Annotated in this window: 15 protein-coding genes; 9 read left to right on the top strand and 6 right to left on the bottom strand. The window is 34.6% G+C overall.

The window, feature by feature from the left end:
• Positions 1 to 6: 6 nt before the first annotated feature.
• The 3 genes from MHH42_RS14070 to MHH42_RS14060 all read left to right on the top strand — a co-directional run bounded on the left by MHH42_RS14070 (position 7) and on the right by MHH42_RS14060 (position 3,626).
• Positions 7 to 1,491, top strand: a complete 1,485-nt coding sequence (locus MHH42_RS14070) for an aldehyde dehydrogenase family protein (RefSeq protein ID WP_340893497.1) — start codon at positions 7 to 9, stop codon at positions 1,489 to 1,491.
• Positions 1,492 to 1,645: 154 nt separating this feature from the next.
• Entirely contained in the window at positions 1,646 to 3,136 is a 1,491-nt protein-coding gene (locus tag MHH42_RS14065; RefSeq protein ID WP_340893496.1) for an alanine/glycine:cation symporter family protein, read from the top strand.
• 124 nt (positions 3,137 to 3,260) lie between these two features.
• Entirely contained in the window at positions 3,261 to 3,626 is a 366-nt protein-coding gene (locus MHH42_RS14060) for a carboxymuconolactone decarboxylase family protein (protein WP_000431413.1), read from the top strand.
• A 52-nt stretch (positions 3,627 to 3,678) separates the two neighbouring features.
• Here the strand turns inward: MHH42_RS14060 and MHH42_RS14055 are convergent, their stop codons facing one another.
• Positions 3,679 to 3,975, bottom strand: coding sequence for a hypothetical protein (locus MHH42_RS14055; RefSeq protein WP_000398687.1), 297 nt, complete (start codon positions 3,973 to 3,975; stop codon positions 3,679 to 3,681).
• A 61-nt stretch (positions 3,976 to 4,036) separates the two neighbouring features.
• Positions 4,037 to 4,678: an HD domain-containing protein gene (locus MHH42_RS14050; RefSeq protein WP_016108575.1), complete on the bottom strand. Its 642-nt coding sequence runs from the start codon at positions 4,676 to 4,678 to the stop codon at positions 4,037 to 4,039.
• Positions 4,679 to 4,784: 106 nt separating this feature from the next.
• On the opposite strand from MHH42_RS14050, the gene MHH42_RS14045 reads away from it, so the two are divergent.
• The 4 genes from MHH42_RS14045 to ppaC all read left to right on the top strand — a co-directional run bounded on the left by MHH42_RS14045 (position 4,785) and on the right by ppaC (position 8,080).
• On the top strand, positions 4,785 to 5,288 hold the full coding sequence (locus MHH42_RS14045) for a GNAT family N-acetyltransferase (RefSeq protein WP_001245264.1): 504 nt from the start codon (positions 4,785 to 4,787) through the stop codon (positions 5,286 to 5,288).
• A gap of 157 nt (positions 5,289 to 5,445) precedes the next feature.
• On the top strand, positions 5,446 to 5,961 hold the full coding sequence (locus MHH42_RS14040; protein WP_340893494.1) for a DinB family protein: 516 nt from the start codon (positions 5,446 to 5,448) through the stop codon (positions 5,959 to 5,961).
• A gap of 372 nt (positions 5,962 to 6,333) precedes the next feature.
• Positions 6,334 to 6,999: a lytic polysaccharide monooxygenase gene (locus MHH42_RS14035; RefSeq protein WP_097837816.1), complete on the top strand. Its 666-nt coding sequence runs from the start codon at positions 6,334 to 6,336 to the stop codon at positions 6,997 to 6,999.
• Between the two features lie 151 nt (positions 7,000 to 7,150).
• On the top strand, positions 7,151 to 8,080 hold the full coding sequence (gene ppaC / locus MHH42_RS14030) for a manganese-dependent inorganic pyrophosphatase (RefSeq protein ID WP_097837815.1): 930 nt from the start codon (positions 7,151 to 7,153) through the stop codon (positions 8,078 to 8,080).
• A 272-nt stretch (positions 8,081 to 8,352) separates the two neighbouring features.
• Here ppaC and MHH42_RS14025 read toward each other — a convergent pair whose 3' ends face one another.
• Positions 8,353 to 8,541: a DUF4017 family protein gene (locus tag MHH42_RS14025; protein ID WP_000789481.1), complete on the bottom strand. Its 189-nt coding sequence runs from the start codon at positions 8,539 to 8,541 to the stop codon at positions 8,353 to 8,355.
• Positions 8,542 to 8,858: 317 nt separating this feature from the next.
• Here MHH42_RS14025 and MHH42_RS14020 point away from each other — a divergent pair, with 317 nt between their 5' ends.
• A complete protein-coding gene (locus MHH42_RS14020) occupies positions 8,859 to 9,308 on the top strand; it encodes a DUF6884 domain-containing protein (protein WP_000824892.1) in 450 nt (149 codons plus the stop codon).
• A gap of 308 nt (positions 9,309 to 9,616) precedes the next feature.
• The gene (locus tag MHH42_RS14015) at positions 9,617 to 9,844 is read left to right on the top strand and encodes a hypothetical protein (RefSeq protein WP_023440958.1); all 228 of its coding nucleotides are present in this window, start codon (positions 9,617 to 9,619) and stop codon (positions 9,842 to 9,844) included.
• Here the strand turns inward: MHH42_RS14015 and MHH42_RS14010 are convergent.
• From MHH42_RS14010 to MHH42_RS14000, 3 genes are all read right to left on the bottom strand, one after another.
• On the bottom strand, positions 9,824 to 10,276 hold the full coding sequence (locus MHH42_RS14010) for a hypothetical protein (RefSeq protein ID WP_000877597.1): 453 nt from the start codon (positions 10,274 to 10,276) through the stop codon (positions 9,824 to 9,826). The two genes, MHH42_RS14015 and MHH42_RS14010, sit on opposite strands and share 21 nt — an antisense overlap.
• A 137-nt stretch (positions 10,277 to 10,413) precedes the next feature.
• Positions 10,414 to 10,770, bottom strand: coding sequence for a cytoplasmic protein (locus tag MHH42_RS14005; protein WP_097837814.1), 357 nt, complete (start codon positions 10,768 to 10,770; stop codon positions 10,414 to 10,416).
• Positions 10,771 to 11,056: 286 nt separating this feature from the next.
• Complete coding sequence (locus tag MHH42_RS14000) at positions 11,057 to 11,680, bottom strand: hypothetical protein (protein ID WP_000287706.1); 624 nt, start codon at positions 11,678 to 11,680, stop codon at positions 11,057 to 11,059.
• Positions 11,681 to 12,280: the final 600 nt, after the last annotated feature.

Below are 12,280 nucleotides of genomic sequence, written 5' to 3'. Positions count from 1 at the left end.
GTATATATGTTAACGACAAACATTGAGCTAAAACCAAAAGTGAAAGCGTTTTTAAATGAAGAGATTAAAATGTTTATTAATGGTGAATTTGTTCCTTCTATTAGCGGGAAGACGTTTGAAACATATAATCCAGCAACAGAGGATGTTCTAGCTGTCGTATGTGAAGCACAAGAAGAAGATATTGATGTCGCAGTAAAAGCTGCGAGATTGGCCTTTGAATCAGGCCCTTGGACAGAAATGACTACTGCTGAAAGAGCACATCTTATATATAAACTAGCGGATTTAATTGAAGAACATAAAGAAGAATTAGCACAGCTAGAAGCATTAGATAATGGAAAACCATATCAAGTAGCACTTGAAGATGATATTGCAGCGACGGTTGAAAACTACCGTTATTATGCAGGTTGGGCTACAAAAATTATCGGACAAACAATTCCGATTTCAAAAGATTACTTAAATTACACACGCCATGAACCAGTTGGTGTTGTAGGTCAAATTATTCCGTGGAATTTTCCGCTCGTTATGTCTTCTTGGAAAATGGGAGCTGCACTTGCAACTGGTTGTACGATTGTATTAAAACCTGCAGAACAAACACCTTTATCGTTGCTATATACAGCAAAATTTTTTAAAGAAGCTGGTTTTCCAAACGGTGTTGTAAACTTTGTACCAGGTTTCGGCCCTGAAGCAGGAGCTGCGATAGTAAATCATCATGATATTAATAAAGTTGCTTTTACAGGATCTACTGTTACGGGAAAATATATTATGCGTCAATCTGCAGAAACAATTAAACATGTAACGTTAGAGCTTGGTGGTAAGTCACCAAATATCGTTTTAGAAGATGCTGATTTAGAAGAAGCGATTAATGGTGCATTCCAAGGGATTATGTATAATCATGGCCAAAATTGTAGTGCGGGATCCCGCGTATTCGTTCATCGGAAGCATTATGAAACGGTAGTAGAAGAGTTAGTAAAAAGGGCAAATAATATTAAACTTGGAGCTGGGATGGAAACAGATACAGAAATGGGGCCACTCGTATCTAAAAAACAACAAGAGCGTGTGCTGCATTATATTGAACAAGGAAAGAAGGAAGGTGCTACTGTTGCAGCTGGTGGTGAACGTGCATTTGAAAAAGGCTATTTTGTTCAGCCAACCGTATTCACAAATGCTACTGATGATATGACAATTGTTAAGGAAGAAATCTTTGGACCAGTTGTCGTTGTACTTCCATTCGATTCAACAGAAGAGGTAATCGAAAGGGCAAATCACTCTTCATATGGACTTGCAGCAGGCGTATGGACACAAAATATTAAAACAGGACATCAAGTTGCCAATAAATTAAAGGCAGGAACAGTATGGATTAATGATTATAACTTAGAAAATGCAGCTGCACCATTTGGTGGATATAAGCAATCTGGTATTGGGCGCGAACTAGGTTCCTATGCGCTTGATAATTATACAGAAGTGAAGAGTGTTTGGGTTAATATTAAGTGAAAAACTAGTTTGTGAGAGTCTTGCAGACGATTAATAGTGAGATAAAAGAATGATGAAATAGTATGAGAAGCGGACAACTGGAATGTGGGATAAAGGTTGTCCGTTTTCTTATATAAAATATTACTTTTTCAAAAGAATGATAAGGGGGATTTGGATGGAAAAGTTAGTAGAGTGGTTAGTGGGGCAAGTATGGAGTATAGGTTTAGTTGTTTTCGCATTAGGAGCAGGAGTGTATTTTACCATTGCGACTCGTTTTTTACAGATTCGTTATTTTAAAGAGATGATTAAGCTACTTTTTGAAGGGAAAAGTTCAGAGACTGGAATATCATCCTTCCAAGCATTTTGTTTGGCTCTATCAGGAAGGGTTGGAATAGGTAATATCGCAGGGGTAGCAACAGCAATAGCTTTTGGGGGACCGGGCGCTGTATTTTGGATGTGGGTGATGGCACTTTTAGGAGCCGCTAGCGCATTTGTTGAATCAACATTATCTCAAGTATATAAAAGTAAAGTAGGAAATGAATATCGTGGCGGTACACCATATTTCATTGAGAAAGGTTTAAAAATGAAATGGTTTGCAGTCATTGTAGCGGTAGTTGTAACACTTTCATACGGCGTTTTATTACCAGGTATTCAATCGAGTAGTATCGCTGTTGGATTTGAAAACTCTAACGGTATTAGTAAATATGTAACAGGTATATTTTTAGTTGTGTTACTAGCAGCGATTATTTTTGGGGGAGTAAAAAGAATTGCTGGTGTGTCACAAATGTTAGTACCTTTTATGGCAATTGGCTATGTAATTGTTACATGCATCATTTTAATTGCAAATGTAACAGAAATTCCAAGTATGTTTGCTTTAATTTTCTCAAGTGCATTTGGTGTAAATGAAATGTTTGGCGGGATCGTTGGTGCAGCAATTGCATGGGGTGTAAAGCGAGCGGTGTTTTCAAACGTTGCAGGTGTTGGAGAGGCAACATATAGTTCGGCTGCTGCAGAAGTATCGCATCCTGCAAAACAAGGGTTAGTTCAAGCGTTTTCTGTATATATCGATACGATTGTAGTTTGTACAGCGACAGCGCTTATGATATTAATAACAGGTATGTACAATGTTATACCTGAAGGGAAAAGTGCAATTGTACAAAATATAGGCAATGTAGAAGCAGGTCCTATTTATACACAACAAGCAGTTGAAACTGTTATGACTGGATTTGGTCCAATATTTATTTCAATCGCAATCTTCTTCTTCGCATTTACAACTTTGCTTGCTTATTACTATATCGCAGAAACGACTTTCACTTATTTAGATCGTGGATTGAAATATGGATGGTTAAAACCAGTTTTAAAAATTGGATTTTTAATTATGGTATACATCGGTAGCGTAGAATCAGCTTCACTTTTATGGAATCTTGGAGATTTAGGAATCGGTAGTATGGCATGGTTAAACCTTATTGCAATCCTATTATTAAGCAAAACCGCATTAAAAGTGTTAAAAGATTATGAGGCGCAGAAAAAAGAAGGGAAAGATCCAGTATTTGATCCTAAAAAAGTAGGAATGGAAGGTTTAACGATTTGGGAAGAGCGAAGTAAAGAGGGAGAAAGGAAAAGTTCTAAAGAAAAAATGTCGGTGGATGATGGGCTGAAACTGTAAACGTGTAAATTTAAAAGTTTAATAAACTGAAAATTCTTTCTATTTTTAAAGTGAGTATTTGTATATATCATTCATTTTATCTCATACTAAAGTAAGTGTAAATAAAATGAATGGAGGATATACGATGGAAAATCAACAATTTGGCTCTATAAATGATGTATTACTTCATTACAAAGAAGGTATTGGGAATTTCACACAACAAATTCCTGAAATTGCAGAAACCTATAACGCTTTTACACAAGCGTGTTTTCAGGAGGGTGCATTAACTAAAAGAGAAAAACAGCTTATTGCATTAGGGATTAGTTTAGCAACACAAGACGAATATTGTACGATTTATCATACAAAGGGATGTATTGACCAAGGATGTTCTGATAAAGAAATTTTAGAAGCTTGTGGTGTTTCGACCGCGTTTGCTGGCGGAGCTGCAATGAGTCAAGCAGTAACTTTAGTACAAGAGTGTATGGTGGAATTAAAAAATCAAAGTCATTAAACTAGAAAACCCTCCTTAAAATATTATTTTAAGGAGGGTTTTCTAGTTTATCCTAATTTTTTTGAAAAAGTTTCAATTGCTTCATATAGTCGATAGCTTTTGTTTTATTTCTTTGCTTAGAAACATATTGTGCCTCGTTTAAATGTCTATAATAATTTTTAAATATTTCTTCAGAAAGAATTCCATCAGACATGGCTTTTTTAACCGCGCATTGTGGTTCATTTGTATGTGAACAGTTAGAAAATTTACATTTCCTAGAGATATCAACTATATCTTCATATCCAATATTTAAGTTACCTTCATGATTTATTAAGTCAAATCCTATTTTACTAATAAGTAATCCCTCCACTTTTAAATGAGTTTTTTAGAAGCATACTTACAAATTGTATCGTTTTTAAGTTATGATTGTTTTAATATTCTGTATTCTTATAAATTGATTTCTCTACATCAGGGAGAAGGGTGTATATGCTCTTCCCAATTAAAGATTCTAATTCATTCTTAATTGTATAGAATCCTTTCCAATGTAAAGAAGTATGAGAGGTTGTGCCATGACGTAAACCAACAGAAACCAATCTTCTTTCAAGCGTAGTAAAACCATCTGCATCAGCGAGAGCGTCGCAAAGAGTAATTACTTTATTGTATAAGTCATAGTCACTATGTTCATTCAATATTTCAATTAACCGGCTTTTCATATAATCAGGAACAAGGCTCCACTCTGCTGCGATATCTATATGCTCATTTTTGCAAGGAAATGAATGCGTCACACATATAACGGCGTTTCCTGTATACCCTAAATCATTCATATACATGTAACCATCATAGGAATGAATAACAGATTTAGTAAAACCTTTATATCTTCCTATATCATGCAGGAGAGCGGCATTGTATGCTATATCAACATCTAAGTCATACCCGTTTTTTATAAGTTCTACAATTATTTTTTCAGTTGCATTGGCAACATGAATTGAATGTTCGAACCAAGGACCTGGGTTTTGTTCATATGCCCAATCCAGTAATTTTCTTACGTATTTCCTGTCTAATATATATTTCATATAGTGATCCTTTCTCTAAAAAATCGTATCTTAATCAATTTCATCTTAATATTTAATTATTCCTGCTATAAAAATTGTTAAAATGAAAACAAAAGGGGGAAAAGTAATGCGAAATTTAGTAATTGAAGAAATGAAGCAACTAGAAAATGAGATTGAAGATCTTTCTAAACTTTTGACAACGGTTGTAGATGATGGGGCATCAATTGGTTTTTTACCTCCACTGGAACAAAAAGAAGCAACAAATTATTGGCAAGCGGTATTAGCACCAGAAGTAATATTGTATGTTGCTAAAATAAACAATGAAGTGGCAGGAAGTGTTCAATTACATTTAGTTACAAAGCCTAACGGGACCCATAGAGCTGAGATTTGCAAGTTAATGACTCATCCGAATTTTAGACGTAACGGTATTGGACGTTCACTTATGCAAAAAGCAGAGGAAAGAGCGAAACTAGAAAACAGATCTCTTTTAGTATTAGATACTAGAGAAGGAGACCCTTCCAATAGATTGTACAAGTCATTAGGCTTTCAAGAATCCGGTAAAATACCAGGGTATGCAATTTCTCCGGATGGTGAGTTAGATGCAACGGTTATTTATTATAAAATGATTTAGTTTTTTCTTTTCATTCTTTAACTTCAAATTGAACGTTCAATTTGAAGTCCAGTTTATATAAGAGTTTAACAGGTTTTTAAGAGGTAGTATTAAAATAGGGATTTTGAAGCCATTTGGTGAATAGTAAATGTTAATCTAAAAGATGGGGGTTGCTGTGATGTTGAAACTGTTTCAATATAACTGGCAAGTTCGTGATGATTGGTTTACATGGTGCGAAGACATATCGGCTGAAGAACTAGTAAAGAAACGGGTCGGTGGGTTCGGCAGTATACTACATACCCTATTTCATATTGTAGATGTGGAATATATGTGGATCTTAGGGTTGCGCGGTGAATCAGTCCCTGAGGAACCAGTGTTTGAAGAGTATGCCAGCTTACAAAAAGTGAAAAATCTTTCAGCTCAATACCACGAGAAAGTGAAGCCGTTTGTGACTTCTTGGACAAATGAAATGGATTCTCAGAAACTTTCAAAAGCTGACTTCAAGGAAGAGCCGATTAGCTCAAGAGACGCACCAATTAGGCGCCGAGTCATTGAATGTACACACGGAGAGTTAATACGTCATGTCATTGTCCACGAAATCCATCATATCGGCCAGTTGTCTATATGGGCACGTGAGATAGGAAAGGAGCCAGTTTCCGCAAATCTGAGAGGGAGAGGGCTATTTGATAACTAGACTACCTTTGCCAAATTCGTAATTGCACGCTTTAATGGCACAAGGATCAAGTAATAATCAATCTTTTTCAAAACCCACTTTTTCTATTTATTATTTTATCTAGGTTTATAGAGTTAATGTAATCAAACTTTTTTCAACGTTACACTGTGTTATATAATTGTAAGTAGTTAACAATAAAACGACAAAATAAATAATAGATGTGATAACTGGTAATTAAAATGCGTGAAGAATTGATATTGTTGTAGTTAAACGAATTTGAGAAAGTTTTTAGAGGGTTCTTTTCGTAATGCTCTTCCACTTATAATGGATGTAGAGAAGATGACTAGGCAACTATAGTTATTTTCGTTTCATTTTTGGGAAGGGGATGAAAGAATGAAAAAGACAAGTTTACAAAAGATGAAAAAGGTTATGTTAAGTGGTGGGATATTACTTACGGGATTATTAACATTTGGGTTTTCAGAAAAGGCTTCAGCTCATGGGTATGTAGAATCACCAGCGAGCCGATCTTATTTATGTAAGCAAGGGGTAAATGTAAATTGCGGTCCAGTTCAATATGAACCGCAAAGTGTAGAAGGAATAGGCGGCTTTCCGCAATTAGGACCTTCTGATGGACAAATTGCAGGTGCTGGTCATTTTCCTGCTTTAGACGCTCAATCAGTGGATAGGTGGAAGAAAATTACGTTAAACGGCGGGACGAATACATTCAAGTGGAAACTAACGGCTCCTCATAGTACGAAAGAATGGAAATACTACATTACAAAGAAGGATTGGAATCCAAATATGCCTTTAACAAGGTCTAGTTTAGATATAGTGCCGTTCTATGTGAAAAATGATGGCGGAGTTAGACCGGGGACAACAGTAACGCATGAAGCAAATGTACCAACTGATCGTAGTGGCTACCATCTTCTTTTAGCTGTTTGGGAGATTGCGGACACTGGAAATGCATTTTATCAAGTTATTGATGTGAACCTTGTGAATAATGGTTTAAATTCCAATTTTGCATTTAACAATGCAGTGCAAGTTCCTACACTATTTTAAATTAAATATACATTTTGATCATCTAATTCATTTTAGATGATCTTTTTTATGAAAAATATAGAGGAAAGTACAATTATTTATAAAAAATTCGGCTTTAAATATTGTCATATTTGCTTCTTTAAGATATCCTTTTCATGAAGAGGTGGAAAACATGGAAAAAGTACTAGTTTTCGGGCATAAAAACCCAGATACAGATGCAATTTGTTCTGCAATTGCTTATGCAGAATTGAAAAAAGAATTAGGAATGAATGCTGAGCCTGTACGTTTAGGCGAAATCAGCGGTGAAACTCAATTTGCGTTAGACTATTTTAAAGTAGAAGGACCGCGTTTTGTTGAGACAGTTGCGAGCGAAGTGGACAACGTTATTTTAGTTGACCATAACGAGCGTCAACAAAGTGCTAACGATATCGAATCTGTTCGTGTGTTAGAAGTAATCGATCATCACCGTATTGCTAACTTTGAAACAAGCGATCCTATTTACTACCGTTGTGAGCCAGTTGGATGTACAGCTACAATCTTAAACAAAATGTACAAAGAAAATGGCGTTACAATTCGTAAAGAAGTTGCAGGTTTAATGTTATCTGCAATCATTTCAGATTCTTTATTATTCAAATCTCCAACTTGCACAGAACAAGACGTAGCAGCAGCTCGTGAATTAGCGGAAATTGCTGGTGTAGATGCAGATAGCTATGGCTTAGAAATGTTAAAAGCTGGTGCTGACTTAAGCGGAAAAACAATGGAGCAATTAATCTCTCTTGATGCTAAAGAATTCCAAATGGCTAACGCGAAAGTTGAAATTGCACAAGTAAACGCTGTTGATACTAACGACGTTCTTGTACACCAAGCGGAACTTGAAAAAGTTATCTCTGCAGTAGTAGAAGAAAAAGGTTTAGACCTATTCTTATTCGTTGTAACTGATATCTTAACTAACGATTCTGTCGGTCTTGCGATCGGTAAAGCAGCAAACGTTGTTGAGAAAGCATACAACGTATCTCTAGAAAACAATACAGCTACATTAAAAGGTGTTGTATCTCGTAAAAAACAAATCGTACCAGTATTAACTGAAGCATTCCAAGCTTAATACTATTCAGTACTGATTAACAAAAAAGACAAGTAGTCGGATGGCTACTTGTCTTTTTTATTTGTTACATAGGATACTGGTATGAAAATAAGGACAGCATTAGCTATCCTTATAACTGTTTATTCCGCATTAACGGACAGTAAGAGCATTACCTCAAAGTTCAGCGAAAGTAAAGAAGTTAGGTGAGGGATCAACTGTCCGTAAGAGCCCGATTGGTGAAGGCCAATAATCCGTGGGGGATGAAGAAAACCCTCACGGATTAAAGTTTCACTTTATTCGTAAGACTTTTTCCTGTTTATATAAAATGTAATAACAGCAGTAATGAGGAAAATGGGTATTGCGTACGCTTGCCCAACAAACAACTTCCAACTAATAGAATTATAGCCTTCAGATGCTGGAACAATCATAACAATAACACAAACGATAAAATAGACGAATAGTGCAGGGATAATATTTTTCATTATTGTTCACCTCCTTTAAAAAAACAATAAAATAAATATATTCATATATTAAAATTTTTATGATTCGTTTTAAAGATTAAGCTCACAAAATGTTTATGAAGTAGTATTATATTTGTAAAGAGTGCAGTGTACTACGTAGATGTAGAACGAAAAAAATTGGACTATGCTTCTGAAAAGAAGTGAAATATGAGTGGAAATCGATATAAATATGGTAAAATATTCAATTGTGACGTTTGGAATTATTATATAGTATTTTGCGAGGGAAATGTATGAAATAATTGATTTAACATAAGGAAGAAAAGAGGTAAAAAATATAGATGAAAAGATTATGTATAATCCCATGTGGAAAGAAGAAAATCTGGGATAAGTATGTAGATTATGGACCTACTGAGGCGAAGAATGTATATATTAGTCCTTTCGGGAAAGCATGTCAGGCGTACGCAACTGAGTTTTTTGATGATTGGGTTATTTTATCAGCAAAGCATGGATTTTTAAAGCCGAATGATATTGTACAAGAAAACTATGATCTTGCATTTGATTCGAAGAGTGATGAAGTTATTAGTATAGAGCAACTACAAAAACAGATGATTGATAAAGGTTTAATACAGTTTGACGAAATTGTTTTGCTTGCGGGAAAGAAGCATAAAAAAGTAGTCACAAAGTTATATCCAGAAGAAATCATTACATATCCGTTAGAAGGATGTAAAGGGATCGGGTATATGCTGCAGAGGTTGAAAGGAGCTGTGGCGGAGGTAAAGGAACTATAGTAGTGGTGTTTCATATTTAGTTAACGTAGTAGTTACCTATTATTATGAACGAGAAGTAAGAAAATATACATGAATGTAAAGCCCAAGCATTGGGCTTTTTTATTTGCAATATTTCCTACGAATATTTAATAGAAAATTTTTAAGAAAGTGTAATACTTAAAAAACTATTGTTTAAAAGTAGAAAATAGACTAGTAAACAAGCCTTTTTCTACTCTTAAACATAGAATATGATGAATTCTATTGAGGAGGAAGCATATTCATGGGGAATCATTGTCATTGTGGACGTTCATTTTGGGATGATTTAATGTTTGGAAGATGTAGATGTAAACGCAGGGACTGTGACGAATGTTGCTGCAAAGAGAAACCGAAATGTGATTGTGACGAGTGTCGTTGCAAGGAAAAGCCGAAGTGTGATTGCGAAAAATGTCATTGTAAAGAGAAACCGAAATGCCATTGTAAACAGGAAGGGTATTAATAATAAAAGAGTACTTTACGTACTCTTTTATTTTATGAGTTTATATTCCATCTTGAACTAATTTTTTTTCAATTTCCCATGTATCTCGCTTTTTAATTTTTATAGCTACATTAGTTCCGCCAGATTCTTTATAAAAAATATAGCCATTGTTTGCGTTTACGTATGTTATTGGTTCACTTATGCAATCTCGTGAACAAGATGTATTAACGAGCTCAAGTAAGGATAGTTCGCTCGGGTCGGTTTTACTTTCAGCTATAACGGCATCAATGTTTGTTTTACGATAACCTTGTAAATTCACATGGAAAATCTGTTCAATTTCTCCTGTAATGCTAGTATTCATTACTTCTACTGAATTCTTTTTTTCTTGAAGAAATCCATTTTCATAAAGTAATTTTGTATATCCAAGCCAGGCGATTAAAACTAGCATGATAAACATACTAGACATTTTTAGTGTTCGAAGTCTTTTACTAACAATTGTTTCTGAGTATTTCATTCAGTCTAATCCTCCAATGTTTTTAATTTAAAGTATGCCTGGATACATACATTTAGAAGAGGATAGAAGGCAACAAGTTGTTGATTCAAAAAAGAAAACATCAGAAGTTAGATGTTTTCTTTTTTGAATGATTATTGTTATCTGTTCGTTACTTGTTTCATAAGCGGTCTTATTTCTTTAACAGGTGGTTTTTTATCATAGGCATCAACGTAAGAAAAGTAATAATTTAAATTTCTAAGAAGTCCTTTTCCTATTTTAGCGCTTAAAAAGGGGAATACTTGTCCAGTATAATCATCGATAGATTTACAGTAGTATTTTTCATCTAAATATATACTGTATTTACAAGTGAGTTCTACTAATGAGTTACCTTCATCATCAATTACCTCTTTAGAATCAATAATGTCTATTAATGCAAATTTTTCATTCAAATACACTTTCTTCTTTTTCTCGTGTTTATTTGTGAGTATAAATACGAGACCAATGGCGTTAATCAAACTATTTCCTCCTATAAAAAACGGATATAAATAAAATATATCGATATACGTTAAATGTAAAGAGGAGAGGCGAAATAACATTGAGAGAAAGCTAAATAAGCCGATTTTTTTTTGAAATCGGCTTATGCTTATTTTTATCCCGCATTGACGAGAAGTAAGAATCACACCTCGAAATTCAGCTTAAGTAGAGAAGTTAGGCGGGAGATAAAATGTTCGTGAAACCCTGATTGGTCTGGGTTAGTAATCGGTGGGGATGTACAAACCCACCACTGGTTAACGTCTCAGTTTATTGAAATACTTGCGGGAATTGTTTTACGATTGCGTTTGTTATCATGTCGGCCATTTCTAATGCTTCTTTTTCAATTTTATCGTAAAGTTTTACCCCTGCTTCATAATCTTTATTTAGGAAGGCAAGCGCTTCTGCTTTCGTTAGTGCTAAATGTTCATAAAACATTTTTCTAAATTCCTCTTTATCTATATGTGGATTGATACTGTGAAGAAATTCAATAATTTCATCACCATTAGCGTACCATTTCTTCTCTATAGCGGCAGCTGCATTTTGATCACCAGCTTTTGCGGCTTTCACAAGATCGGCTGCAATTACTAAATGATCTTTAATTAATGCACTATATTTCTTTACTGCATCCTCGCCATAGAAGGGCTCAAGTGATAGTCCCATATGTGTTGCGTTTTGTAGAAGCCGTCCAACAGTAACGTTAACATCGGGTAAATTAAAGACAATACTTATAATAGCCAATCTCGTCCAAGCGACGTGTTGTTCCCATAAAGAACGCATATATCCTTTTAAAAAATTCTCGTTTTTACTTATTCGGTAGTTACGTACGGATAAATCATAGTTTACATAAAGGTTATGATAGGGGGAGTAATACGATTGCCAATAAGAATACATAAAAAGTAACACTCCTTTGAACATGTATAACTCAAAGTATGATAAAGATTTATTTTTAGTTACGTGTCCTAGATAATTTTCAGGTAATTTGAAATGGAGAAATTCAATGAATGATATTGTGATATATATAAATAAATTGAATATAAAGTAAAAGAGGCTCTGCAAGGGAAGTTGCAGATCCTCTAAAGGGTATTGCCGAGATGTCGGACTCGACTACGTAATATTATCATAAAATTCTTTAAAAAAAACCTGGTAAATGTGTCCAAATGAAAATGGAACTTTAATAAAGTCAAAGGGACCTGCTTCCCGCGGCAGGCCCCATTAACTAGATAATGTAGATGAGCAAAAACTCATCTGGAGTACTTTTATAGTAACAAGTAAAATGCGTTTTGTGTATTGAGAAAAAAGAATTGCATAATTACATGTGAACAATTTATATTTTACTTTTTATGATTATCATGAATTGTTGAGATTTAAATCTGGTTATAAAATGGAGAAAAGACTTGGAAGTGAAATTGAAGTGCACAGAAATATGTAATCATGAAAAAGACCTGCTATTATGAGCAGGTCAATTTAAGGGGTTTATCTAACTGATTATTA

The organism is Bacillus sp. FSL L8-0099 (genome assembly GCF_038006385.1).
GTDB classification, from domain to species: domain Bacteria; phylum Bacillota; class Bacilli; order Bacillales; family Bacillaceae_G; genus Bacillus_A; species Bacillus_A toyonensis.
The sequence above is the reverse complement of the archived record's forward strand: the minus strand, read 5'-3'. Positions and strand labels throughout refer to the sequence as shown.